This is a genomic window from Streptomyces sp. NPDC002896 (genome assembly GCF_040295225.1).
Classification (GTDB): Bacteria; Actinomycetota; Actinomycetes; order Streptomycetales; family Streptomycetaceae; genus Streptomyces.
In genome coordinates this window covers 20889-46457 of record NZ_JBEOVA010000035.1, presented here as the reverse complement: position 1 = coordinate 46457, position 25569 = coordinate 20889, and the positions used below count along the sequence as shown (strand labels likewise).

The following is a 25569-nucleotide window of genomic DNA, read 5'->3' as shown; positions in this document are numbered from 1 at the left end:
TGGTCGACGCCCGCGGCATCTACGACGCCCACTGACCAGCCGCACTTCGGTGCGCGAGGGGCTCGCCAGGCTCGCCGAAAGCGGACTGGCGAACTGGTCGAGGCGGAACCCGGCTGCACCGCCGCCCGCCGCGCCGCGCTGGTGGCCGCCGTCGAGTGCCTCTTCACCCGCGCGGCCTGAGGCACTCCCGGCACCGCCGACCCTTAGGCCCCGATCCGAGGGCGGACTGTGGGCAGGTATCGCCGTGGCGCCGGGCCCTGGCAGCTGCGGCACGGCTCGCGCCGGCATGGGCTTTACCGGAGGGTGGGAGTCACATAGGAGGGTGGGAGCCACATGAAGGAATTACCCGGGTGAAGAGGCAGACTCGTGTCTGTCAGGCGGGCATCGCGGCGCAAGCCAATGGGACGAGCCGGGATCTGGGATGAGCCGTGGATCTGGAAAGCATCGAGGATGAGCTGTACGGGCTGGCGCCCGAGGACTTCGTCGCCGCCCGCGACCGGTACGCGGCCGCCGCCCGGAAGGAGAACGACCGCGCGCTCGCCGCCCAGATCAGCGCTCTGCGGCGGCCGACGCTTGCGGCATGGGCCGGCAATCTCCTCGTCCGCTCCGAGCCCGAGCAGGTGGCCGGGCTACTCCGGCTCGGCGAAGGACTGCGCCAGGCCCACGAACAGCTCGACGGTCCGCAACTGCGCGAGCTCAACCGGCAGCAGCACGGTGTGGTCGCCGCACTCGCCCGGCAGGCCCGGCAGCTGGCGGCCAAGACCGGGCATCCGGTCGGTGACGACGTGCAGCGGGAGGTCGAGGAGAGCCTGCATGCGGTCCTCGCCGATTCGGAGGCCGCGCGGCAATGGGCCTCCGGCCGCCTGGCCAAGAGCCTCCATCCGCCGGTCGGGACGCAGTTCTTGGCCGGGGCCGCGAGCGCCAGTGCCGTCACAGCCCGGCCGGCGCGCAGCAAGCAACCCCCTGCTCCCGAACCGACCACCACCGCCCACAGCGCCGCCCGCCGCGCTGCTGCCCGGGACGCTCCGGTCCTGACCGCGAAGGAGGAAAGGGAGCGGCGCCGCGAGGAGGAACGGCGACAGAAACTCGCCCATGCCCGCGAAGAGGCCGAGAGCGCCGAGCACCAAGCACGCCTGAGACAGGACGAGCTGAGGCAGGCCGAAGCCCGGCGCGAGCAGGCTGAAGAGCTGCTGCGGGAGGACGACGAGCGGGTGACCGCGCTGTCCGAGGAGCTGAAGGCGGCGCAGGAGCGGCAGCGCGCGGCGCGCAGCGACCTGGACGAGGCACGCCACGAGGCCGCCGAGGTCGGCCGCATCGCCAAGAAGGCGCGCCGCGACGCCCAGAACGCCCACACCAAGGCCGCGCGTCTGGAGACGCGGTGAGCCGAAGACCGGGGCTGGGCACATGTGGGCACCCCGGCCGGGGCGGCTGGGCGCAGAGCGTGGTCAGCCGTCCTGGTGCAGCACGAGCAGAACGTGCTCGTCCTCGCCGTGCCACACCGGCTCGGCGCGCCGGAACCCGCACTTCTCCAGCAGGCGCACCGAGCCGGTGTTCCCCGCGAAGGGGTCCGCGTGGAGAGGGCGGTTCGTCTCACGCTGCAGAAACAGCGTCAGCGCCTCCGTGCCGATTCCCCGGCCCCAGTACGGCCGCCCCAGCCAGTAGCCGATGAAGCGCCGGTCCTGCTCCCACCAGGCCACGACATTGCCCGCCGTCTCTCCGTCGACGGTGATCGTCTGCACGAAGACGGTGGGATCACCGAGGACCCTCGTGGCCCAGTGCTTCATGAAGGCCTCCCGGGGCCGCGGCGTGAACCTCGACCGCCGTACCGCCTCCGGCTCGTGCTCGTACTCGAAGAACAGCTGCAGATCGGCTTCCCCGACATCCCGCAACCGCACGTCCACGACCTGATCTGACCGCACATCGTCACTCATGACGGAAAGTCTGGCACCGGGCACTGACATCCGGTCCGCTCCGTGATCTCGACGGTCACCACTCGTCTCTCGGGCTGCTCGCCCGAGGGCCGCGGTCACGATCAGCTTCGCGCGGTCCGCTGCATCATCCGGCACCGAGCTGCGGATCGGCCTGTGGGCCGAGTTCGTCACCGGCCAGGTCGTCCTGACGCAGGCCACGGCGGTACGCCCGGCTCCCTGCCGCGACAGCCCATCGCTGTTTCGGGCAGGGAGCCGACGACGCCGAGTGGCCGCCGCCAGGCCGATGCGCTGGGGGCGCTAACCCCGGCGCACCTCCTCCATGCGCACGGGACGGTGCTCGCGCAGCGACAGGGTGCAGGCCTCCGCGATCAGGCTCGCCTCGATGGCGTCGGCCACGGTGCACGGGGACGGCCTGCGACCCGCGACCACCTCGGTGAAGGCGGTGAGTTCGGCGCGGTAGGCGTCGGCGAAGCGGTCCATGAAGAAGTGGTGCGGCTTGTCGGCCGGGAAGGTGGCCCCGGGCTCGACGGAGCGCAGCGGCAACTTGTCCTCGAGACCCGCGGCGATGCTGTCCTTCATGCCGTGGAGCTCCAGACGGGCGTCGTAACCGCGCGGGTTGTGCCGCGTGTTGGAGACCAGGGCCAGCGTGCCGTCGTCCAGGGTGAGGATCGCGGAGGCGGTGTCGACGTCCCCGGCCTCGGCGATGTAGTCGGCGCCGCGATTTGAGCCGGTGGCGTACACCTCGACGACCTCCCTGCCCGTCACCCAGCGGACGATGTCGAAGTCGTGGACGCTGCAGTCGCGGAAGATGCCGCCGGAGACGGCCACATACGCGGCGGGCGGCGGCGCCGGGTCCAGGGTGGTGGATCGCACGGTGTGCAGCAGGCCGAGTTCGCCGCTGACCACGGCCTGCCGTGCCGCCACGTATCCGGGGTCGAAGCGCCGGTTGTAGCCGATGTGGACCTCGACGCCACTGCCCTCGACTGCGCGCAGCACGTCGAGGCTCTCCTCCACAGTGCGCGCCACCGGCTTCTCGCAGAAGACGGGGATGCCGGCCTTGACGGTGGCGAGGATCAGCTCCGGGTGCGCGTCCGTGGCGGCGGCGATCACGACGCCGTCGACTCCGGCGGCCAGTACGGCCTCGGGGGAGTCCACCGGAGTGGCCCCGAAGCGCTCGGCGGCCGAGGCGGCCGCCGCGGCCACCGGGTCGGTGACCACCAGGGAGTCCACCGCCTCGAGCTGGGACAGGGTTTCGGCGTGGAAAGCGCCGATCCGGCCGAGGCCCATGATGCCTATACGCATGTGATGTTGCTCCTTCAGCCCGGTCGGGCGGTGCAAGGGTGATTCGGTGGTGCTTGGCTGGTGATTTAGGGTGTTTCGGGTGCTGACGGTGGAATCAGTCCTGGCCGCCGAGGACGTTCTGGTCCCAGTCGATGACGGAGCCGGTCACGACGCCGCTGCGGTCGGAGAGCAGGAAGACGACGAAGTCGGCGATCTCGTCGGGCTGTCCGAGCTTGCCCATGGGCAGACGGCGGGCGGCCTCCTCGCGCCAGTCGTCGCCGGCGCCGTGGAACTCGCGCTGGATGGCGTCCTCGCCCTCGGTCTCCGTCCAGCCGATGTTGAGGCCGTTGATCCGGATGCGGTCCCAGCGGTGCGCGTGGGCGGCGTTGCGGGTCAGTCCGGCCAGTCCGGCCTTCGCGGTGGAGTACGGCGCGAGGAAGGGAGGTCCGCCGTGCGCGCAGTTGGAGCCGATGTTGACGATGGTGCCCGGCGCCTTGCGCGCGATCATGTCGGCAACGGCCGCCTGCATCGCGAAGAACGGCGCCCGCAGGTTGATCGCCATGTGCGCGTCGAACAGCTCCGGCGTGGTCTCCAGCAGGGAGCCGCGCGACGTGAGACCCGCGGCGTTGACCAGGCAGTCGATCCGCCCACGCGCGGCGACGACCTGCTCGACGCTGCCGCGCGCCTGCGCGGGGTCGGCCAGGTCGGCCCGTACGAAGGAGACCTTGGTCCCCGCCTCGGCCAGTTCTGCGACAAGAGCCTCACCGACATCGGCGCGGCGCCCGGTGAAGACGACGTCGGCGCCCTCGCGGGCGGTCGCCCGCACGATCGCGGCGCCGACGCCCTGGCTGCCGCCGTTGACGAGGACGACCTTGTCCTCAAGCAGTCCCATGGATACGGGGTGTCCTTTCAGCTCTGCCGGCGCCGGGTGCCGGCCTGCAGTTCCTGGCGCAGCCTGTCCGGGCTCCAGCCCTCGGTGAGCGCCTGCCATACGGTGTCCGCCTGCGACGGCGGGGCCAGACCGTCGACCGGCGGGTCGAGGTCCAGGTTGGTGGGGAAGGGGTAGCCCTCGGCGGAGGCGGCGACCACGCGGCGCAGCCACTCGTCGGAGGCGCCTTCGGCCTTGCGGTCCAGCAGCACGGGGAAGAGCGCGTTCGCCACGGCCTCGCGGTCGACGGTCTCCATGGGGCGCCCGAAAGCGGAGTTGATCTGCAGCAGGTTCGCCATGCGCCTGATGTCCGCGGACCGGTTGTGTCCCGCCGCGTGGAAGAGCGCGGGGTTGAAGAACACGGCGTCGCCCTTCACCAGGGGCAGCTGGATGTGGTGCCGCTCGAAGTAGTCGATGAACTCCGGCCGCCGCCACGCCAGATAACCGGGCTCGTACTTCTGCGAGTGCGGCAGATACAGCGTCGGACCCGACTCCACCGGCATGTCGCAGTGGGCCACGGCGCCCTGCAGGGTCAGCACGGGCGAGAGGTGGTGCACGTGCGCCGGATACGCGGCAGCCTGCTCCTGGGACAGGAAACCGAGGTGGTAGTCGCGGTGCACGCTCTGGGCCGCACCGCCGGGGTTGACCACGTTGATCTGCGAGGTCACCTGGTAGCCGGGGCCCAGCCAGGCCTCCGCGATGAGGGCCAGCACGTCGTTGGCGTAGTAGTCGGCGAAGACCTCGGGCGCGCCGACGGCCATCTTGCCCAGCGCGTTCCAGACGCGGTCGTTGGCGCCCGGCTTGGCGAAATGATCGCCGCGTGCCGCGACCGTCGCGCGTTCCTCGTCGATCAGCGCATGGAAGGCGGCGGTCGCCTGGTCCACAACGTCCGTGTCCGCGAACGCGCGCTTGAGGACGACGATGCCGGGGCCGTCCAGCAGGGCCCGGACCAGCTCCGCCTGGACCGACCGGCGACCGTCCCGCGTGGCCGCGAGGTCACGTAGATGAGCCGAGTCGTACAGCAGGACGTTCTGCTCGATCCCGTCGGCGGACGGGTAGTCGCGTAGCTCGGTGCTCTGCCCGACCAAGAAGCGCAGGTCGTCGAGGTCGCAGTCGTGCTCGCTCAGCCAAGCCCGCGATCCCGTGGCGGCGGAGAGCATCGGCAGGTCCTTTCGCAGTGCTTCCTTTTCCGCCAGTCTTAGGAACCAGGGCCCATCACGCAATGCGCAGTCATCCATCAAAAAGCCATCAAATGAAACCGGGGAAAATCAGACATGGCACACCCGTATCCGATCAGGGAGATCGCCCGCCAGGCTGGCCTGAGCACGGCCACGGTCGACCGCGTCCTCAACGACCGCGGCGGCGTGCGGGAGAGCACCGTGCGGGAGGTGCGCCAGGCCATCGCCGACCTGGACCGGCAGCGGACACAGGTACGCATCGGCGGCCGCACGTTCCTGATCGACATCGTGATGCAGACACCGGAACGGTTCTCCACGGCTGTACGCGATGCCCTGGAGGCCGAACTCCCCGCTCTGCACCCGGCCGTCATGCGCTCACGCTTCCACTTCCGCGAGACCGGCCCGGTGTCGGAGCTGATCACGACGCTGGACCGGATCGCCAAGCGCGGTTCCCAGGGCGTGATCCTCAAGGCCCCCGACGTACCCGAGGTCACCGCCGCCGTCAGCCGGCTCGTCGCGGGGGGCATTCCCGTGGTCACGTTGGTGACCGATCTGCCCAGCAGCGCACGCAGCGCATACGTCGGTAGCGACAACCGGGCCGCCGGTGCCACCGCCGCCTATCTCCTCGGACAGTGGCTCGGCGACCGTCCCGGCGCCGTCCTCGTCACCATCAGCCACGGCTCCTTCCGCAACGAGGAAGAGCGCGAAATGGGCTTCCGCAGCGTGATGCGCAGTACCCACCCCGAACGGTCGCTGGCCGTGGTCACCGACACCGACGGGCTGGACGCGACCCAGCGCGATCTCGTCCTGGAAGCGCTCAAGCGGGACGAGACCATCAACGCCGTCTACTCGATCGGCGGCGGCAACGCCGCGACGCTCGACGCGTTCCAGGCCCTGGACCGCGAGCTCGCCGTCTTCGTCGCCCACGATCTCGACCACGACAACACCCGGCTTCTGCGCGAGCGGCGCCTCTCCGCCGTACTCCACCACGACCTTCGCCAGGACATGCGCCGCGCCTGCCAGACGATCATGCGCGCCCACCATGCGCTGCCGGACGAGGGCCCGTTCCTGCCCTCGGCGATCCAGGTCGTGACGCCGTACAACATGCCGCCGGGGAGCACGGTCGTGCCGTTCGCCGGGTGAGGACCGCGGTCCCGCAGCCGCCCAGCAACGGCAGCGTGCCGGGCGCATGATCAGCCAGCGGAGTCGCGCCCGTGTTCACCGTCGAGGACGGCGGAGCCGTGCAGATACGCACCCACGACATCGGGGCCGAGCACGATGCGGACCAGACGCACGACGGTGCCGGTCGGCGTCACGAGCCCTCCCTCACATGGCGATAGGTCGAGGCCGGTTCGAGGATGTCAGCCACCGCCAGCGTCGGCGCTCCGTGACGCAGGTGGTGGCCGCGAGCACGGTGACGAGGGCCGCCGCCCAGGCGGGCCACGCCAGCCAGGAGGAGACCACGGCGGCAGCCAGCTGCAGCAGGACCAGCAGGACGGTGGCCCAGCCCGGCACCGCGATGATCACGTGGGCCTTGTCCCCCGGGGTGGAGAAGACCGTGGGGAGCCCGATGAGGACCATCACGGACACGGCGGCAAGCAGCCATGAGTAGCCGGCCAGGGCCCAGGGCGTGGCCACCCAGGCGACGAGTTCCGTGGCGAAGCGCAGAACGGACGCGGCGCGGTCGTCGGGTCGTCCCGAGACCGCCGATCCGGCAGCAGTGTCGGTCACCTGCGGACGGTCTCACGGCGCGGGCCCCGCTGTCAGGCGTTCACCCCAAGGGACTTTCTGGCGCACCGCTACGTGTGGTGTGGCAGCCGGACCCCTCCGGCTGCCCCACCACACGGCGACGGGCGTCACGCTTCGACCGACTGGGTCGAGACGACGTCGGGACGTGGCTGCCAGATCAGGCCAGCGGGTGCGACGTCCTGCCCGACGCGTCGTCGATCTCGTCGTGCGCCTTGGTCAGCAGTTTGGTCGCCATGTCGTTGAGCGCTCTGGCTCCTGCGACCTCCTCGCCGACCTTCGGCTGGTTCGAGTCTGCGGGGTGGCGGCTGGCGTATCCGCGGGACCGCACCTCGCTCCCATCGGGGAGCCGCACGAGAGCGGCGGCGCGGGTGTGCTGACTGTCCTCCTCGAATTCCAGCTCGACATGCCACCCGACGGGGTTGTTCGTCATCACCATCACCTCCGGAACCGCTGATTCCAGAGTGCGCCTGTCCGCCCGCACTTGCACGACGTGCGCCGACGTGCATCGGATTGCGGAATCGACTGGGGCAGGTAGGACGGTCCTGCGCGGGTCCAGGTCGCACGCGCGGCGGCACCGTGAGTGCCATGCGCCGACGGAAGCCGTGACATGTGTCGATACCGTCGTCACCAGCTGACCGTGACCGCACTGCTGCCTTGACCGCACTACCTGACCTGACCGCACTACCTGAGCCCACTTGGCCAGGCCCGACAGGAGTTCCTCGTGACGGACGAGATCACCACATACGACATCGCCGCGATCCGCGCCCAGTTCCCCGCCCTCGCGGCCGGAACGGCGCACTTCGACGGGCCGGGCGGCAGCCAGACGCCACTGCCCGTGATCGAAGCCGTCACGAACGCCCTTGCACAGCCCCTGTCGAACCGGGGCGACGGGACGCCGGGGGAGCGCAACGCCGACACGATCGTCGTCGAGGCCCGGCAGGCGATGGGGGATCTGCTGGGCGCGGACCCGTCCGGAATCGTCTTCGGCCGCAGCGCCACACAACTCGCCTACGACTTCTCCCGGACCCTGGCCAAGACATGGTCGCCGGGCGACGAGGTGGTCGTCACGCGCCTGGACCACGACTCCAACATCCGCCCGTGGATCCAGGCCGCGGCACAGGCGGGCGCCACGGTCCGGTGGGCGGACTTCGATCCCGCGACCGGCGAACTGACCCCCGACGACATCCGCGCCGTCCTCTCCGACCGCACCCGTCTCGTCGCGGTCACCGCCGCATCCAACCTGATCGGCACCCGCCCCGCGATCGCCGAGATCTCCCGCCTGGTGCACCAGACCGGGGCTCTGCTCTACGTAGACGGCGTCCACTACACCGCGCACACACTCGTCGACATCGAGCAGCTCGGCGCGGACTTCTTCTCCTGCTCCCCGTACAAGTTCCTCGGCCCCCACCTCGGCGTCCTCGCGGCCCGGCCCGCGCTCCTCGAGACCCTGCACCCGGACAAGCTGCTGCCGTCGACGAACGCGGTCCCGGAACGCTTCGAGCTCGGCACCCTGCCGTACGAGTTCCTTGCGGGCACCCGCGCAGCCGTCGACTTCCTCGCCGGACTCGGCCCGAACACGGCGGGGAGCCGCCGTGAGCGCCTCGCGTCCGCCTTCGCAGCGATCGAGGAGCACGAGGACACCCTGCGCACGCAGATCGAAAAGGGACTGTCCGCCTTCGAGCAGATCACGATCCACTCCCGGGCAGCCGAGCGCACCCCCACCCTGCTCCTGACCATCGACGGCCACAGCACCACGGACGCCTACCGCCACCTGGCACAGCGCGGCGTCCATGCCCCGTCCGGCTCCTTCTACGCGATCGAGGCGTCCCGCCGGCTCGGCCTGGGAGACACCGGCGGCCTGCGCGTCGGCCTCGCCCCCTACAACGACGCGGAGGACGTCGAGAGGCTGCTCGCGGGCCTTTCGGACTTCCTGCGCTCCTGAAGCAACCTGGCCTGCTGGAAACGCCGGCTCAACCGGCGACGACATCGTCGAGCACGACGAGGACCACGCCCCCGCGCGGAAGACCCGTGAGGAGAGCGGGGGCGGCGTCCTCGTGGAACGGCCCGTAGAGGACACCGGCGAAGTACTCGTCCTCGTACTCTTCTTCGTCATCGTCATCGTCATCGTCATCGAGCTCGTGCACTCCCAACTCCCAGTCGGCGAGGTCGTCCTCCGGTTCGGCCTCCCGGATCACCACCGTCTGGTCGTGCCTGCGCAGAGCCCGGGCCCGCACGTCACCGGCGTCCGCCGCGTTCACCGGATACAGCTCGACCGCCTGTTCCCCCGTCGAGGGCCACACCGCTACGCGAAGCACCGGCTGGAGACCCGAACGCAGTGCGCGGGCCCGCCGGTTGAGGAGGAGCCCGCGGCCGATCAGTGCGGCGCCCGGCGCCAGAAAGAGCGCGGCCGCCAGCTGCTGCGGCATCGCGTCGTACGGCTCCGCGCGCAGCCTGAGCCATGTCCCGTCCACCAGGACGGTCACGGTACGGGCCACCGGGTAGCTGTCCGCGTACCCCGAGCCGACGGTGCGGGTCTCACCGGCGTACGGACCTTCGAGGAACTCGACGCGCACATCGGGATCACCGTCGCCCCCTTCCGCGTATCCGAGGACCACAGCCTGGACGGCCTCGGCTCGTGCGCCACGGGCGTCCGAATCGGACTGGGCGACCGCACCCCACAGCACGAACAAGCCGCCGGCCAGGAGTAACACGGCTCCGGTCGTGATCCGTACCAACCCGCCCCGGAAACGCGGAACTTGGCGCGGTAGCGGCGCCCGGTGGCCGGCGGTGGCCTCCTCGTGCAGCGCACGCTGGCGGCCACGGGCACGCAGCCGCATATGCACCGCACACCAGGCCACCACGAGCCCCAGCGCCATGACCGCGCCACCGGCCACCTCGGCCGCGGACAGCCGTGAGGGGGCGACCAACGCCGCCACCGGCAGGACGAGCCCGAACGGCAGTAGCACACGCGCCACGCTCGGCAGCCACAGCACCGCGCCGGGCAGAAGCACCAGAGCGGCCGCGAACGGCAGCAACTCCCAATCGGTTCCGCACGGATCGCGTTCCGAGCACACCGGAACCGGCTCGGCGAAACCGATGGCGATCAGGCCGCCGATCAGCGCGACGGCCAGAACCAGGGCCTGCAGCCCGAGCCGGGTCCACCGGGGCGGGGCCGCGGCGCACCAGCGGGCGGCATCCTTGCTGAACCAGTCGGGGGCGGCCGGGACTTCACCCGGCGGCAGCGGCACGGCATCAGAGGGCGTGGTCACCCGCGAAGTATCGGCCGGAACGCCCTGGTCCGACAGGGTGCCGGTGATGTCCGCGCACAGGGCATGGCCCCCGTCCGGACGCGGCGGCGCGCAGGGCCCGCCCGATGCGGGGCGGCGCCGTCGGCAGACTGCGTACGACAACGTACGCAGCCACCGAACGTCAGGCGCTGATCAGGGAGTCGTCCTCGACCCGGGCGCCGGGCAGCCGGTAGCGGGCGGCGATGAGCGCGGCGTCGACGTCGCGCGTGCCGGTGGCCACGCACAGCGTGTAGGCGATGTCGTCCATCCGCTGCTGTGCCTCCGGACTGCCCTGTTCGGCGTGCAGCAGGTGAAGTGCCTCGTACTGTGTGATGAGTTTCCGCAGCACCACGGGGTGGGCCATCAGCAAGGTCGATCTCCTTCCACGACGGGTCCATCGCTTGGGCACGTGGTCGGCTACCCGGAAGAGGCGCCGTCATGCCGCGGGCCCGGCGCACCTCACCGTTGGCGCCGCCCTCGGGGATGTGCGGCAGGGACATCTTGCAGTGTCGGCACCCTCGCGGGCGAAGGCCAGTGCCACGGCTCGCCCTATCCCCGAGTCACCGCCGGTGATGATCGTGCGGCGCCCCTCCAGCCGCCCGCTGCCCCGGTACGACTCCTCGCCGTGATCGGGCCGCGGAGCCATACGCTCCGTCAGTCCGGGGTGCGGCTGGTCCTGCTGCGGAAACTCCGGCTTGGGGTACTTCTCGACGGGGTTCTCCTACTGTGCGTCGCTCATGACCGTCGTCCCCTCACCGCGGTGTCTCGGGCGGAGCGGGGGAGGAGTGGAGAACCGGTGTCCCCCGGTCCGGCCGGGGAAGACCGGGTACCCCCGGGCCCTGCGGCACTAACGGCAAGGGGCAACGAGCAGCCGCGGAGGGCAGCGTGAGCCGAGCGTCGTCGAGGGGGCGAGGGCCACTCGGACGGACCGGGGGAACCAGGCGGCCCGTTCCTGTGGCCCTCGCCCCGTGGCTCAGCCGCTGATCTGCTTCGGTGCACTGCCTCCGGTGATCTGGATCTTGCGGGGCTTGGCCTGCTCGGCTACCGGGATGCGCAGGGTCAGGACGCCCACGTCGTACGAGGCGTCGATGCGCTCGGTGTCGAGGCTTTCGCCGAGGAACAGCTGACGGCTGAAGGAGCCCGTCGGTCGCTCGGCCGCGATCATCTCGGCATCCTCGGGGGCCGGGGAGCGGCGCTCGGCGTGGACGGTCAGGACGTTCCGCTCGACGTCGAGGTCGATCGACTCGGGGTCGATGCCGGGAAGGTCGAAGTGGACCACGAAGTCGTCGCCGGAGCGGTAGGCGTCCATCGGCATGGCCGCCGGCCGTGCGACGGTCCCGAATACCTGCTGGGTGAGGCGGTCCAGCTCCCGGAACGGGTCGGTACGCATGAGCATCACGGTCATCTCCTCTCGTACGGCAATGGGTCTGCGATGCCCTTACGCACACCTATATAGCTCGGAGGAGAAAAGGTGACAAGCCTGGGCTCACGATGAGCCGAAGACAGCCAAAGTCCGCTGGTCAGGCCAGGGTCTCCCAGGTTCCGTTCCCGGCGGAGCGGGTCATGGCGTCCAGTGCGGCGGCGCTGTGGACGGCATCGGCGAGGGTCGCGCCGTAGGGCGTTCCCTCGGCGATGGAGCGGAGGAAGCGGTGGGCCTCGATGACCTTCAGGTCGTCGTAGCCCATGCTGTTCGCCGCGCCCGGCTGGAAGGCGGCGTACTCGCCGTGGCCGGGGCCGACGTAGACGGTGCTGACGGGCTGGTCCTGGTACGTCGTACCGCGGCTGACGCCGAGTTCGCCCATGCGCCGGAAGTCCCAGAAGACAGCTCCCTTGGTGCCATGGATCTCGAAGCCGTAGTTGTTCTGCTCACCGACCGAGACCCGGCAGGCCTCCAGGACACCGCGTGCGCCGGAGGCGAAGCGCAGCAGGCAGGAGACGTAGTCCTCGTTCTCCACCGGGCCCATCTCGCCGCCCGCCGCGCGGGTGTGGCCCGCCGTGGCGCCGGTGGGGCGGGCCCGTTCGGGCACGAAGACGGCAGTGTCGGCGGTCAGCGCCTCGATGTCGCCGAGCAGGAAACGGGCCAGGTCCACGCCGTGCGAGGCGAGATCGCCGAGGACCCCGCTGCCGCCGCGCTCGCGCTCGTACCGCCAGGTCAATGCGCCCTCGGGGTGGGCGGCGTAGTCGCTGAACAGTCGGATGCGGGCGTGGGTGACCGTGCCGATCTCGCCGGAGGCGATCAGTTCGCGGGCGGCCTCGACGGCGGGCGCATTGCGGTAGTTGAAGCCGACGGCGCCCTGGACGCCGGCCTTGCCGACGGCGCCGGCCACGGCGCGGGCGTCCTCGGCCGTAAGCCCGACCGGCTTCTCGATCCAGATGTGCTTGCCGGCCTCCGCCATGGCGACGCCGATGTCGCGGTGCAGGAAGTTGGGGGCGGTGATGCTTACCGCGCGCACCCGGGGATCGGCGGCCACCTCGCGCCAGTCCCGCGCCGTGCCGGCGAACCCGAACTGCGCCGCGGCCTCCTCGGCCCGGCCTGGCACCTCCTCGACGACGGTGACCAGTTCCGGGCGTACGGCAAGGTGCGGGAAGTGGTGCAGGACCCGCGCGTACGCCTGGGTGTGCACCCGCCCCATCCAGCCGAAACCCACGACGGCGACGCCGAGCGTACTCACCATGACTGTCCCTTGCCTCTGTTGGAGACGGTTTTTTTGGACCGGTCCATGAATGTCCCGGCTCAGACTGAATGCCGTTTCAGCACCTGTCAACTCCTTTGACAACCCAGCTCACCGTATGGAACGGTCCACACCATGAGAGCACCGACAATCCGTGACGTCGCCGAGCGAGCCGGAGTGTCGAAATCACTGGTCTCTCTTGTGCTGCGGGGCTCCGACCAGGTGCGCCCTGAGAAGCGGCAGGCCGTTCTGGCCGCCGTGGAGGAGCTGGGCTACCGGCCCAACGCGGCCGCGCGCAGCCTCAGCGAACGGCGCACCCGCACCGTTGGCGTGCTCCTCAACGACATGCGCAACCCCTGGTTCGTGGAGCTGCTCGACGGCCTGAACTCCCGGCTGCACGACTCCGGTCTGCACATGCTGCTCGCCGACGGCCACCTCAACCGGCGCCTCGGCGACGACCTCACCCGGACCTTCACGCATCTACGGGTCGACGGGCTGATCGCCGTCGGTACGCTCCCGCCATCCGCGGCACTGCGCACGGCGGCCGGGCAGGTTCCCACCGTGGTCGCCGGTGCCCGCGAGCCGGTGCTGCCCCGCGTGGACATCGTCGCGGGCGACGACGAGCACGGCGCCCGCCTGGCGACCGAGCACCTCATCGGCCTCGGGCACCGGCGTATCGCCCACATCGCAGGTCAGGGGGTGGTCGGGGAGCTGCGGCGCCGGGGCTTCGAGGCGGTCATGCGTGAGCACGGTCTGGCGCGGACGGGGATCGTGGAGCAGGGCGACCTGACGGAGGAGGGCGGCTACCGGGCCACGGTCCGGCTGCTCAGCGCGGGGGAACGGCCCACGGCCGTCTTCGCGTTCAACGACATCGCGTGTGTCGGCGCCCTGTCGGCAGCCGAGGAACTCGGCCTCCAGGTGCCTCGCGACCTCTCCCTCGTCGGCTACGACAACACCTATCTCTCGCGCCTGCGGCATCTGTGGCTCACCACCGTGGACAACGCCAGCCACGACGTCGGCCGCCGTGCCGCGCAGTGCCTCCTCGACCGGATCGCCGAGCCGGCCCGTCCCGGCGAAGTCGTCCTGACCGCACCGGTCCTCGAGGTCCGCGGCACGACGGGGCCGCCGCGTGTGAGGGGCGCCTCGTGATCAGTGGTAGGCGTGGACGACGGCGTGTCCCTTGCCGCGGCCGATCATCCACTTGTTCACCGGTGTGGTGACCACGAAGGCCACGGCGAATCCGCCGATCAGCGTGGTCCAGAACAGCCCGTCGGACAGATGGGCGTCCATCGCACCCGGGACCAGGGCGATGATGCCGTTGTCGACGAGTTCCATGACGGCGATCGAGACCGTGTCGGCGGCGAGGGCGACCTTGACGGCGGTCCTGAGGCTCAGGCCGGCCCGTACCACCGCGAAGAGAGTGAAGGAGTAGCCGAAGACGAACGCCAGGGCGATGGCCAGAACCATGGTCGGCGCATTGCTCCACGCCAGGGCGGTGCCGATGACCATGCCGAGGATCTCGCCGATGGCGCAGCCGGTCAGACAGTGCAGGGTGGCCTTCGCCGCGGTGCTCCAGGACGCGCCACCGGGCATGTGCTCGTCGTGATCGCCGTGGGCGTGGTGCCCGGCGTGGGCGGGGGCGCTCGCGTGAGTCGGGTGATCCATGACGCTCTCCCTGTCCCTGATCCAGTGTGGGCCATGCGGAAGCCCGTGTGCTGAGCCAACGATATACCCCCTGGGGGTATTCCTGTAGGGAGAGGGGATTGTGGCCCGCTCCGGGGCGACCGGCCTTGGCCTGTCGTCGCCCCGGGCTACTGTCCTCGTCCATGACCGAGACCTCGCACCTGCACTCCACCCGGGCGTTCTACGACACCGTCGCCGTCGACTACGCCAGGCTTCTCAGCACCGAACTCCAGAACAGGCCTCTGGACCGTGCGATGCTCGCCGCGTTCGCGGAACTCGGGCGCCCGGGCCTGCGCTTCGACGAGGGGCCTTCGAGGTCGGCGACGAGAGCGTGCGCCTGGAGCACGCGTACGGCCATCCGGTATCACTCGACGTGTACCGGTCCGGGACTCTGACGGGAAGTCAGGCCGGTCCTCACTCGTGTGAGGACCGGCCTTCGCGCAAGTTCACGCCTTTTCAAAAACCATGCGCAGTACGGTGTAACGCTGTTCGCGAAGGAATTTCAGCCCTATGCGCTGTTCCCTGATGATGTCCGTGACAGCCTTTTCTCCGATGAGCTCAGCACCTCGGGCCTGGTTGGCCTGGGCCCGTTCCAGCCAGTTCTGAATGGTCAGCACACCGTCTTCCGGGTCGTTGCGGATCTGCTGGACCGTGAACAACGGTAGAGCGGCTGTGATGAGTTCGGAGAGGGTGGGGAGGAAGGTCTCAGGGAAGACGGTCCGGGAGGCGTGGAGTCCCTCTCGTATATTGGTGACGGTTTCATGGATGTCCTGGTAGACGCTCTTGGGGCTGAGGTGTTTCGGCGGTCTGCCGTTCGCGTCGGCCGACGTCCGCTCGTGAGCGGGCAGCAGGAGGGATGCGAGCCAACTGCGGTCGCCCCAGGCGTTGGTCTGTAGCGACAGCCGTCCGCCCGGCCGCAGCCAGGAGTGGCAGTGCTCGAAGAACAGGCGGTAGCGGGCGATCCGCTGTGACCGTCGCATGGCGCTGCCCGCGAAGTGCTCGAGCGCCTCGATGGCGATGATGGCGTCGTAGGGCGCGTCCGGCGTGTGGTCGAACCAGTTCTCGACCCGGACCTCGCAGTGCGGCCAGCCCTGGTTGCGTATCCAGGCGGCCTGCCCCGGACTCATGGTGAGTCCCACCGCGTGCTTGACGTCGTGCTCGTCCACCAGCCGGTGCAGGAGGCTGCCCCATCCGCAGCCCACGTCGAGGACACGCTCCGCGCCTGTGGCACGGGCGGCCTCGGCGTGGTGGTCGAGCTTGCGCAACTGGGCGGATTCGAGCGTGTCGCCGGGCTGCCACATTCCGTAGGAGTAGACGAGCTCGGGACCAAGGAACAGTTTGTAGAAGTCGCCCAGGAAATCGTAATGATGACGGATGGCTTCAGGTGAGGTGCCTTTGTAGGCAGTGGCTCTCTTCGATCTGGGCAACGCCGTCACCTCACCTGGCAATTGACGGAAACTGTTTCGATGCATGTGTGAGGTCCGGGCGCTGTCGCGCCCGGACCGGTTTCTCATGCTGCGGCGAGTGCCGGGTGCAGCACTACCTTGGTGTAACCCTCGATTCGCTTGTCGAACTTCTCGTATGCCTTGGGCGCGTCTGCCAGCGGGAGTTCATGGGAGACCACGAAGCTCGGCTTGGCCCTGCCGGCGATGATCAGGTCGCGCAGCTGGCGGTTGTACCGCTTGACGTTGCACTGACCGGTGCCCATGCGCTGGCCCTTCTCGAACATCCTGCCGATAGAGACCAGCAGCTGGCCGTGCTTGGCGTGCTCGTCCGGCCCGCCGGGGTCGGACGGTACGTACAGGCCCGGCACTCCGAGCATTCCGGTCGGCCGTACCGTCTCGACGAGCGTGTTGAGTACGATCGCCGGCTCCTCGTGGCTGGCGTCATGGGCCTGAGCCTGGTAGCCCACGGCGTCCACGCCCTTGTCGGTTCCTTCGCCCTGGGTCTGCTCCTTGATCTGCTCCGCCGGGTTGCCCTTGGTGAAGTCGATCGGAATGGCCCCGATCTCCTTTGCCTTGGCGAGTCGCTCGGGCACCCGGTCGACGGAGAACACCTTGGCAGCACCGCGCAGCAGCGCGGAGTAGGCGGCCATCAGGCCCACCGGGCCGGCTCCGTACACGGCCACGCTCTCACCCGGGGATACCTGGGCGAGCTCGCATCCGTGGTAGCCGGTCGGGAAGATGTCGGCCAGCAGCACGAAGTCGGTCTCGAACTGTTCGCCCGGCGGCAGCTTGAGGCAGTTGAAGTCGGCGAACGGTACCCGCAGCCGTTCGGCCTGGCCACCGGTGTACGGGCCCATCGCGACGTATCCATAAGCGCCGCCGGCGAACCCGGGGTTGACCGTCAGGCAGAATCCGGTGTATTCGGCCAGACAGTTCTTACAGAATCCGCATGCCACGTTGAACGGCATGACCACGCGGTCTCCCTTGGACAGGGAGGTCACGCCTTGGCCGGTCTCCTCGACGATGCCGAGGTTCTCGTGGCCGAAGACGATGCCGGATTCGGCCGCAGTGCGGCCTTCATACATATGCAGATCCGATCCGCAGATCGCGGACGACGTGACACGCACGAGCACATCGTTGGGGTGCTGGATGCGAGGGTCCTCGACATCCTTTATCGCTACCTTGAAGGGCTCCTCGTAGACGACTGCTTTCACCTCGGTCACCTCCGCGCCGAACGCTTGGGGACCGGCGGCGACGGACAGTACCGCGGCCACGGGACAGGCAGCGTGCGACGCCGGCCGGCGAGGGCCGTCGGTCTAGGCCGTGGCCCCGGGTGTGGCACGTGCCCCACCGCCGGATACCTCCAGGTAACGCCCGTTCGGCGACGTTCGCAAGCTTGCGCGGTGGACGCCCCGGCGCGCAGGGCTCCCGCATCAGGCACCCCATGGTGCACACCAGTCACTGAGAATGATGCGGATCAGCCCCCGCGAACTTATGGTGATAAACGGGATCTTTCTGACACGCAGCAAGTCGGTCCCATGGCCGGCGGGAAGCGGGTCCCATGGCTGAGAATTCGCAGAACTCGGGACTTGTGGGCGAGCTCGCATCGGAGTTCGCCGGCACGATGGTCCTCATCCTCTTCGGCTGCGGTGTGGTCGCCCAGGTGGTGGCCGGCGGGGCCCTCACCAGTCCGCCCGGCGGGCTGGGTGATCACGACAGCATCGCCTGGGGATGGGGTCTGGGCGTCACTCTGGGTGTGTACGTCGCTGCGCGGCTCAGTGGTGCCCACATCAACCCGGCCGTGACGCTGGCCCTTGCGGCCTTCAAGGGGTTCCCGTGGAAGAAGGTCGCGCCGTACATGGTCGCCCAGACTGCGGGCGCCTTCATCGCGGCCCTGATCGTGCGGTGGAACTACACCGAGGCGCTGGCGAAAGCCGACCCCGGCCACACCTTCAAGACCCAGATCGTGTTCTCCACCCTGCCGGCCAACGGCAACACGAATCTGCCGGTCGGTACCTGGGGAGCGTTCCGTGACCAGATCATCGGCACGGCCATCCTGGTGCTGCTGGTCTTCGCCGTGACGGATCTGCTGAACAGCGCCCCGAAGGCGAACATGGCTCCGTTCATCATCGGCCTCATCGTGGTGGCCATCGGCATGGCGTGGGGCACCCTGGCGGGGTACGCCATCAACCCGGCGCGTGACTTCGGGCCACGCCTCGCCAGCTACATGACCGGGTACGGACTAGCGTGGCGAGATCAATACCACGTCTTGTATTGGTGGGTGCCGATCGTCGCACCTCTGATCGGAGGCCTGATCGGCGCCTGGTTCTACAAGGCCTTCGTCGGCCGCTTCCTGCCGGCCGAGGAGGAAATGCCTCCGGGCCGCGTGCCGCCCCCCGAAGCACCCGAGGGCAGCGGAGGGCAGCCCACCGGACGCGTCCCCGGCCCCGAGGCCTGAGCGGTCGGCCGGATTCTGCGCATCCTCCGAGGAGAGGACCCTGCGCATCCTCCGAGGAGAGGCGGTAACCCATGGCGGACTTCGTCGGCGCGGTGGACCAGGGCACCACCAGCACCCGTTTCATGATCTTCGACCACGACGGCAGCGAAGTGGCGAGGCACCAGCTGGAGCACGAGCAGATCATGCCCCGCTCGGGCTGGGTCGAGCACGATCCCGTGGAGATCTGGGAGCGGACCAACTCCGTGATGCAGAACGCCCTGCGGCACGGAAACCTGTCGCCGTCCGACCTGGCCGCGATCGGCATCACGAACCAGCGAGAGACGACCGTCGTATGGGACCCGCGCAACGGACGCCCGTACTACAACGCCATCGTCTGGCAGGACACCCGTACCGACTCCATCGCCGCCGCGCTGGAACGTGACGGCCGCGGAGACGTCATCCGCCGCAAGGCGGGACTGCCGCCGGCCACCTACTTCTCCGGTGGCAAGATCCAGTGGATCCTGGAGAACGTGGACGGAGTCCGCGAGGCCGCCGAGCAGGGGCACGCCCTGTTCGGCAACACCGACTGCTGGGTGCTGTGGAACCTCACGGGCGGGCCCGAGGACGGTATCCACGCCACCGACGTGACCAACGCCAGCCGCACCATGCTGATGGACCTCGAAACCCTCGACTGGGACGACGAGTTGCTGTCCTTCTTCGGCATCCCGCGGGCGATGCTTCCGACCATCAATCCGTCCTCCCACGCCGAGGCATACGGCCACACCCGCACCCAGCGGCCGCTCCGGGCCGCCATCCCGATCACCAGCGTGCTCGGCGACCAGCAGGCCGCCACCGTCGGCCAGGTCTGCTTCGCACCCGGCGAGGCCAAGAACACCTACGGCACGGGTAACTTCCTCGTCCTCAACACCGGCACCGAACTCGTCCGGTCGCGGAGCGGCCTGCTCACCACCGTGGCCTACCAGTTCGGCGACAACGCGCCCATCTACGCGCTGGAGGGCTCCATCGCCGTCACCGGCTCCGCCGTACAGTGGCTGCGCGACCAGCTGAAGATCATCAACGATGCCGCGGAGAGCGAGCGGCTCGCCCGCACAGTGGAGGACAGCGGCGGCATCTACTTCGTCCCGGCGTTCTCCGGGCTGTTCGCCCCCTACTGGCGCTCCGACGCGCGCGGCGCGATCGTCGGCCTGGCCCGCTACCACACCAACGGCCACCTGGCCCGGGCCACTCTGGAAGCCATCTGCTACCAGAGCCGCGACGTGGTGGAAGCCATGGAACAGGACTCCGGTGTGCATCTGGACGTGCTCAAGGTCGACGGCGGCGTGACGGCCAACGACCTGTGCATGCAGATCCAGGCCGACGTCCTGAATGTGCCGGTCAGCCGTCCGGTCGTCGCCGAGACCACCGCGCTCGGCGCCGCCTACGGCGCGGGACTCGCCACCGGCTTCTGGCGGGACGAGGACGAACTGCGCTCCCACTGGCAGGAGTCCAAGCGCTGGGACCCGCAGTGGAGCGACGAGCAGCGCTCGGAGGGGTATGCGGGCTGGAAGAAGGCCGTGGAGCGCACTCTCAACTGGGCCAAGGTCGATTGACGATCTGGCTTGAGCACGGCCTGTGCTCCCGCACGAAAGCGGCCTGTGCTCCCGCCGCCGTGGCGTACGTCGGCGGACGTGGCCGGTGCGCGGTGCGGATACCGAGGTCCACCTTCAGGGATCGCGGAGGACGGTGGCCGTCGAAGGGCGGTACCGGCGGGACGAAGTCATACTGGTGAGGACAGGGTGTCGTTCCCCGGGCGGCACTGACGGGCACCACTGCCGGCCCATGGTGGAGGCCGCGTGATCCGGTCACTCCTTTCCGGAACGGTCCGGAGCGTCATGGGGATGGTGACCTCCGCGCCCGCGGGCCTGAGTGCGCTCGGGCGCCTGATGACACCGCATATAACCCGGACATGGCAGGCCCCCGGCGGCGTGCAGATCGAGGTCCGCAACCTGGGGAGGCCGGGTACGGCCCAGGCGGCCCGCGACCTGGAGACAGGGCTGGTCGGCGTACCGGGAGTGAGGCGTGCCGAGGTCAACGGGACGCTCGGGTGTGTATACGTCGGCTGCGATCCGGCTGAGGCCGACCTGGACGGCGTCGCCCGCCTCGTCGCGGAAGCCGACGCCGAGGCCGCCGCTGAGGCCGCAGACGGAAAGGGCGGGCCCGAGACCGGCGCCGACGCCGAGCGGGCACCCCGTGCCGTCGGCTACCCCGGCGCCCCCGCGATCGGCGCGGCCGTCCAACTCGGCGCGAGCGTGGTGGCCTTCGGCGTGGCGACGGTGGGCCGGACGATCAGGATCCGCGGCCTGCCCCCGGCCCTGTCGGCGGCGATACAGCTCGCCGAGGCGACGCCGCGGGTACGCGAGGGTGTCGCCCGCAGAGTCGGCGCCGCGGCCGCGGAGAGCGGCTGGGCCGCGGCGAACCTGCTCACCACGACGCTGATGTTCCGCCCGCTGGGCGTCGCCGTCGCCACCGCCCTGGCCTGGGCCAGGTATGCCGAGGTCCAGGCCCGGCGCAGGGCCTGGCACGACTGGGCGCAGCGGCTGGCCGGGCGCGAGGGTGCGTACCGCCATGACGCGGCACCGGCCTACGAACGGCCCGCTCCACTGCCGCCCGGGCCGGTGGAGCGCTACGCCAACGTGGCCGTCCCCGCCGCCCTCGCCGCGTACGGGCTCACTGCGGTCGGCACGCTCAGCCACGACCGAGGGCTGGCCCTGCTGATCGCCGGCACACCGAGAGGCCCGAGATTCGGCCGGGAGTCGTTCGCGTGCGCCGTGGCACAGACCGCATCCACGCGCGGAGCGCTGATTCTGCGGCCCGAGGCGCTGCGCCGCCTCGACCGCATCGACACCGTCGTCCTCGACGCCCAGGTGCTGGCCACAGGTACCTGGACGGTCGGGACGCTGACACCTCTCCCGCCGTCCGACGCCCAGCCCGAAGCGTCGGCACCCGATGTCGGTGAAGAGAGTGGAACTCCCGACGTCGACGAAATCCACGCGTGGATCCACGAGTTGATGGACGACGCCGACCCGTCGCAGCCGCAGGAGCGCGCAGGCTGGGCGGTGCGGCCGTACGCCGACGTGGACACCGGTGCGCCGGACGTCGAACTGCCCGAGGAGACAGCCGCATTGGCGAGGCAGTGGGCCGAGGAGGGCGCGCGGGTTCTGCTTGTCCTCCGGCACGACAGGCCCGTGGCCGTGGCCGGACTGGTCCCTCAACTTCACCCGCTCGCCGAGCACTTGGTGCAGGCGGCACGCGGGTGCGGCCGGGTGGTGCTCGTGGGAGGGGTGCCGGGGCTGCACCGCAGGTTCGGGCTGGACGAGGCCGTGCCGACCGGCGGCACCCGCACGGCCGCACTGGTCCGCTCCCTCCAGGAGGAAGGCCATGGCGTAGCCGTGGTCACCACGCGGACCCGCCGCGCTCTCGGCCGCGCCGACCTGGGCATCGGTGTGACGAGCGGAGCCCGCCAGGTGCCGTGGGACGCGGACATCGCCGCACCGCCCGGCGTGGCGCACCTGTTGCTGACCGCCATGCCGGAGGCGCGCCGATTGAGCCTGCTCTGCGCCCGTATGGAGGCCGCCGGGGCACTCGTGGGCGCCACCGTCGCGCTCGCCGTGCCGCGCCGCGGGGCATGGGCGCGCGCCCGTCTGGTGGCGGACAGCGTGACCATCGCCGGGCTGGTGGCGGGGACATGGGCGGGCTGGCGGTTGCGCGACCGTCCGGCCCCGGCCGGCGTCGAGCGCACACCCTGGCACGCCATGACGGTACGTCAGATCATGGCACGACTCGGTACGTCGACCAGGGGACTCGACGATGCCGAGGCCGCACGGCGCCGCCAGCTCGAAGGGACGGAACGGCCGGCCGGCGCTGTCACCCTGATCGGCAGGGTCGCGGAAGAGCTGGCCAACCCGCTCACCCCCATCCTCGCGATCGGCGGCGGAATCTCGGCGGCGCTCGGCTCCGTCGTCGATGCGGTGCTCATCGGCGGAGTCCTCGGCGTCGACGCACTCGTCGGCGGGGCACAACGCGTGGGGGCCGACCGCGCGGCGGGCCGGCTCGTCGAAGCGACCTCGGCGCGCGTGAGGCTGCGCAGGGCCGGACGTTCCGGCGTCATCGAGACGTCCGCCGACCGCCTGGTACGCGGCGACGTGATCGAGCTGCTGGCCGGTGACGCGGTCCCGGCCGACTGCCGGGTGGTGCACGCGACGGGCCTGGAGGTCGACGAGTCGAGCCTCACCGGCGAGTCGCTGCCCGTCACGAAAACACCTGCGCCGACGGCCGCGCGGGCGGTCGCGGACCGGACGTCCATGCTCTACCAGGGCACGACCGTGGCGGCCGGCAGCGCGCTCGCCGTGGTCGTCGCCACCGGCGCCGGCACCGAGGCGGGCAGCGCCGCGGAGGCGGCCCCTGAGGCCGGGGTCCCGGAAAGCGGCGTGGAACGCCGTCTGAACGCTCTCGGCCGCTGGTTCCTGCCGCTGTCCATCGCGTCGGGCGTCGTCCTCTTCCTCGCCGATCTCTCGCGCATGCGGCCCCTGGGTGCGGCCCTCGGCAACGCGGTCAGCCTGTGCGTCGCCGCCGTACCGGAAGGGCTTCCCTTCGTCGCCACGGTCGCCGAACTGGCCGCGGCCCGCCGCCTGTCCGGCCGCAACACCCTCGTACGCAGCGCCCCCACCATCGAGGCGCTCGGCCGTACCGATGTGCTCTGCTTCGACAAGACCGGCACGCTCACCGAGGGGCGGATCAGCCTGCGGCAGGTGTCCGACGGCCTCGAACGGCGACCGACCGAGCAGCTCACTCCCGCGCTGCGGCGCGTGGTCGCCACGGCGGTGCTCGCGGGTCCTGCGGGTCCGGCCGAGACGCTCACCCACCCCACCGACCGGGCCATCGCGGCCGCGGCAGAACTGCTCGGCGCCGGCCCGGTATTGGCGGCCGGGCTGCCCTCGGAGACCTGGGAGCGAGTGACGGAGCTGCCGTTCGAACCGGCACGCGGCTATCACGCCGTACTCGGCAGGGTGGACACCCAGGCACGATTGGTCGTCAAGGGGGCCCCGGAGGTCGTGCTGGCCCGCTGCGACCGAATCCGCCGGAACGACACCACCGCACCGTTCGACGACCTGCTGCGGGAGTTGATCGACGAGGAGATCGACCGCCATGCCCGGCGTGGCCTCCGGGTCCTCGCGGTCGCCGAGCGCATCCTGCCCACCGAGGCCGCGCGGAGCGAGAGCGCTCTCTTCGACGAGGACGTCGACGGGCTGTGCCTGCTGGGCCTGCTCGGCCTGGCCGACCCCGTACGGGCCACCGCCGCGGAGAGCGTCAGCCGCCTTGCCGCGGCCGGAGTACGGATCGTCATGCTCACCGGCGACCACCCCAGCACCGCCGCCGCGATCGCCGGCGAGCTGCAACCCGACGCGGACCTGCGGATGATGACCGGGGCCGAGCTCGACTCCCTCGACGACGCCGCGCTCGCCCGGACACTGCCGGACGTCGCGGTCTTCGCCCGGGTCACGCCCGCCCACAAGGTACGCATCGTCACCGCGCTGCGCGCGGCAGGGCGGGTGGTGGCCGTCACGGGCGACGGCGCCAACGACGCACCCGCGATCCGCATCGCCGACGTCGGCATCGCCATCGGCTCCCGGGCGACGCCCGCCGCGCGCGCCGCGGCCGACGTGGTGGTCACCGACGACCGTATCGAGACCATCGTCGACGCCATCGTCGAAGGACGGGCCATGTGGGGCTCCGTCCGCAAGGCCTTGGGCATCCTGCTCGGCGGCAACCTCGGGGAGATCGCCTTCACCCTGGCGACCAGCTTGCTCACCGGACGCAGCGCGCTGAACGCGCGTCAGCTGCTCCTCGTCAACCTCCTCACCGACATGCTGCCGGCCATGGCCATCGCCGCCCGTCCTCCGGCGGGCCGCGCCGAACGGCTGCTTGCGGAAGGCCCCGAGGCGTCCCTCGGCAAGGCCCTCACGCGCCACATCCGTCTGCGTGCCACCATCACCGCGGCCGCGGCGGGCAGCGCCTGGATCGTCGCCCGCATGACCGGCACCCGCGCCCGGGCCGACACGGTGGCCCTGGTCGCCCTCGTCGCATCGCAGCTGCTGCAGACGCTCGCGGACGCGGGCCGCGACCCGGTGGTGGCCGGCGCGGCCCTGGGATCGCTGGCGGCGCTCGTACTGGTCGTCGCCGTTCCCGGCCTCAGCCAGTTCTTCGGGAGCCGGCCGCTCGGTCCGGCGGGGTGGACGATCGGCCTGGCAGCGGCGGCAGGATCCGTCCTGCTGCCCGCCGCGTGGCAGCGCGTCACCGCTCGGGGCCTGCAGGCTCAGGGCCCCGCTCGCGGCGGGCTGCCACGGTACGAGGACCGCTCATCGGCGCGCCGCATTCCCTCGCCGCGGGCGTCCTCGGAGTGGCGGTCGGTCTGATCGTCGGGTCGGGCGGGTTTCCGTGGCGACCGGGAGCCGTGATCGTTCGCTGCATCCGATCACGTTATTGCAAGTAACTTGCAATAACGCCTAAGCCGCACCAGGATGAGTGCCACGCGGGGCCCGCCCGTCAGCCTTCGGAGAGCAGCGTCCACGCGCGTCCCTGCCGATGGGTGATCGTCTTCTCACCCGGCACCCGCCGGGCCCGGCCGGCCCCGCCCCCTTGTACGACGGGCACCACCGCGGCCGGGCATGTCGGGCTGCGGGTCCGGCAGCGTCTCTGAATGGCTTAGCGATCCCATGGGTTACACAGGACCGGAGCGTGGAGACCGCCCCATGCCGCCAATCGTCTTCGTGCCCTGGTGCCGATGGGCAAAGCCGTCGGCCCGCGTGACACGTCCCTCCGGACGCTGGCCGGTCAGGCCGGTAAGACCTGGCCGGGGAGGGTGCCCGACGTCGCCTGGGCGCCGGGCGTGCGCGTCACACCCTGCCACAGCATCACTAC

The 25569-nt window shown here is 70.5% G+C and carries 22 protein-coding genes and 1 pseudogene; 8 read left to right on the top strand and 15 right to left on the bottom strand.

The features are described from left to right. Positions 1-428 precede the first annotated feature (428 nt). Positions 429-1382, top strand: a complete 954-nt coding sequence (locus ABT009_RS39325; protein ID WP_351306130.1) for a hypothetical protein — start codon at positions 429-431, stop codon at positions 1380-1382. A 63-nt stretch (positions 1383-1445) separates the two neighbouring features. Here the strand turns inward: ABT009_RS39325 and ABT009_RS39320 are convergent, their stop codons facing one another. The 4 genes from ABT009_RS39320 to ABT009_RS39305 all read right to left on the bottom strand — a co-directional run bounded on the left by ABT009_RS39320 (position 1446) and on the right by ABT009_RS39305 (position 5300). After that, a complete protein-coding gene (locus ABT009_RS39320; protein ID WP_351306128.1) occupies positions 1446-1931 on the bottom strand; it encodes a GNAT family N-acetyltransferase in 486 nt (161 codons plus the stop codon). Between the two features lie 297 nt (positions 1932-2228). After that, a complete protein-coding gene (locus ABT009_RS39315; protein ID WP_351306126.1) occupies positions 2229-3233 on the bottom strand; it encodes a Gfo/Idh/MocA family protein in 1005 nt (334 codons plus the stop codon). A gap of 94 nt (positions 3234-3327) precedes the next feature. Then, positions 3328-4104 (bottom strand): SDR family oxidoreductase, encoded by a 777-nt coding sequence (locus tag ABT009_RS39310; RefSeq protein WP_351306124.1) that lies wholly within the window; start codon positions 4102-4104, stop codon positions 3328-3330. 17 nt (positions 4105-4121) lie between these two features. Next, positions 4122-5300, bottom strand: a complete 1179-nt coding sequence (locus ABT009_RS39305) for a phytanoyl-CoA dioxygenase family protein (RefSeq protein WP_351306122.1) — start codon at positions 5298-5300, stop codon at positions 4122-4124. A 114-nt stretch (positions 5301-5414) separates the two neighbouring features. Between ABT009_RS39305 and ABT009_RS39300 the strand changes: the two genes are divergently transcribed. After that, complete coding sequence (locus ABT009_RS39300) at positions 5415-6461, top strand: LacI family DNA-binding transcriptional regulator (protein ID WP_351306120.1); 1047 nt, start codon at positions 5415-5417, stop codon at positions 6459-6461. Positions 6462-6511: 50 nt separating this feature from the next. Here the strand turns inward: ABT009_RS39300 and ABT009_RS39295 are convergent, their stop codons facing one another. From ABT009_RS39295 to ABT009_RS39285, 3 genes are all read right to left on the bottom strand, one after another. After that, a complete protein-coding gene (locus ABT009_RS39295) occupies positions 6512-6634 on the bottom strand; it encodes a hypothetical protein (protein WP_351306118.1) in 123 nt (40 codons plus the stop codon). A 10-nt stretch (positions 6635-6644) separates the two neighbouring features. Beyond that, complete coding sequence (locus tag ABT009_RS39290; protein ID WP_351306116.1) at positions 6645-7049, bottom strand: hypothetical protein; 405 nt, start codon at positions 7047-7049, stop codon at positions 6645-6647. A gap of 175 nt (positions 7050-7224) precedes the next feature. Then, the gene (locus tag ABT009_RS39285; protein ID WP_351306114.1) at positions 7225-7497 is read right to left on the bottom strand and encodes a DUF1876 domain-containing protein; all 273 of its coding nucleotides are present in this window, start codon (positions 7495-7497) and stop codon (positions 7225-7227) included. Between the two features lie 291 nt (positions 7498-7788). Between ABT009_RS39285 and ABT009_RS39280 the strand changes: the two genes are divergently transcribed. Continuing rightward, positions 7789-9009, top strand: coding sequence for a cysteine desulfurase-like protein (locus tag ABT009_RS39280; protein WP_351306112.1), 1221 nt, complete (start codon positions 7789-7791; stop codon positions 9007-9009). Between the two features lie 28 nt (positions 9010-9037). Here the strand turns inward: ABT009_RS39280 and ABT009_RS39275 are convergent, their stop codons facing one another. The 5 genes and pseudogenes from ABT009_RS39275 to ABT009_RS39255 form a co-directional block, all read right to left on the bottom strand. Further along, positions 9038-10336 carry a hypothetical protein gene (locus ABT009_RS39275; RefSeq protein ID WP_351306110.1) on the bottom strand — a complete coding sequence of 433 codons (1299 nt, stop codon included), beginning with the start codon at positions 10334-10336 and terminating at the stop codon, positions 9038-9040. 160 nt (positions 10337-10496) lie between these two features. After that, entirely contained in the window at positions 10497-10724 is a 228-nt protein-coding gene (locus ABT009_RS39270; RefSeq protein WP_351306108.1) for a DUF5133 domain-containing protein, read from the bottom strand. Positions 10725-10862: 138 nt separating this feature from the next. Further along, positions 10863-11075 (bottom strand): annotated as a pseudogene (locus ABT009_RS39265) (NAD(P)-dependent dehydrogenase); the annotation flags it as partial. Between the two features lie 252 nt (positions 11076-11327). Continuing rightward, positions 11328-11750: an Hsp20/alpha crystallin family protein gene (locus ABT009_RS39260; RefSeq protein WP_351306106.1), complete on the bottom strand. Its 423-nt coding sequence runs from the start codon at positions 11748-11750 to the stop codon at positions 11328-11330. Between the two features lie 124 nt (positions 11751-11874). Next, complete coding sequence (locus ABT009_RS39255; protein WP_351306104.1) at positions 11875-13029, bottom strand: Gfo/Idh/MocA family protein; 1155 nt, start codon at positions 13027-13029, stop codon at positions 11875-11877. A gap of 132 nt (positions 13030-13161) precedes the next feature. Between ABT009_RS39255 and ABT009_RS39250 the strand changes: the two genes are divergently transcribed. Next, on the top strand, positions 13162-14175 hold the full coding sequence (locus tag ABT009_RS39250) for a LacI family DNA-binding transcriptional regulator (RefSeq protein ID WP_351306102.1): 1014 nt from the start codon (positions 13162-13164) through the stop codon (positions 14173-14175). Here ABT009_RS39250 and ABT009_RS39245 read toward each other — a convergent pair whose 3' ends face one another. After that, positions 14176-14691, bottom strand: a complete 516-nt coding sequence (locus ABT009_RS39245) for a DUF4396 domain-containing protein (protein ID WP_351306100.1) — start codon at positions 14689-14691, stop codon at positions 14176-14178. Between the two features lie 161 nt (positions 14692-14852). Between ABT009_RS39245 and ABT009_RS39240 the strand changes: the two genes are divergently transcribed. Continuing rightward, positions 14853-15104: a hypothetical protein gene (locus ABT009_RS39240; RefSeq protein ID WP_351306098.1), complete on the top strand. Its 252-nt coding sequence runs from the start codon at positions 14853-14855 to the stop codon at positions 15102-15104. A gap of 51 nt (positions 15105-15155) precedes the next feature. Here the strand turns inward: ABT009_RS39240 and ABT009_RS39235 are convergent, their stop codons facing one another. Both ABT009_RS39235 and ABT009_RS39230 read right to left on the bottom strand, forming a co-directional pair. Then, the gene (locus ABT009_RS39235) at positions 15156-16181 is read right to left on the bottom strand and encodes an SAM-dependent methyltransferase (protein ID WP_351306096.1); all 1026 of its coding nucleotides are present in this window, start codon (positions 16179-16181) and stop codon (positions 15156-15158) included. Between the two features lie 38 nt (positions 16182-16219). After that, on the bottom strand, positions 16220-17368 hold the full coding sequence (locus tag ABT009_RS39230) for a glutathione-independent formaldehyde dehydrogenase (protein WP_351306166.1): 1149 nt from the start codon (positions 17366-17368) through the stop codon (positions 16220-16222). A 347-nt stretch (positions 17369-17715) separates the two neighbouring features. Between ABT009_RS39230 and ABT009_RS39225 the strand changes: the two genes are divergently transcribed. The 3 genes from ABT009_RS39225 to ABT009_RS39215 all read left to right on the top strand — a co-directional run bounded on the left by ABT009_RS39225 (position 17716) and on the right by ABT009_RS39215 (position 25064). Next, the gene (locus ABT009_RS39225) at positions 17716-18612 is read left to right on the top strand and encodes an MIP/aquaporin family protein (RefSeq protein WP_351306094.1); all 897 of its coding nucleotides are present in this window, start codon (positions 17716-17718) and stop codon (positions 18610-18612) included. Positions 18613-18683: 71 nt separating this feature from the next. Beyond that, the gene (glpK, locus tag ABT009_RS39220) at positions 18684-20201 is read left to right on the top strand and encodes a glycerol kinase GlpK (protein ID WP_351306092.1); all 1518 of its coding nucleotides are present in this window, start codon (positions 18684-18686) and stop codon (positions 20199-20201) included. Between the two features lie 288 nt (positions 20202-20489). Beyond that, positions 20490-25064: an HAD-IC family P-type ATPase gene (locus ABT009_RS39215; RefSeq protein ID WP_351306090.1), complete on the top strand. Its 4575-nt coding sequence runs from the start codon at positions 20490-20492 to the stop codon at positions 25062-25064. Positions 25065-25569: the final 505 nt, after the last annotated feature.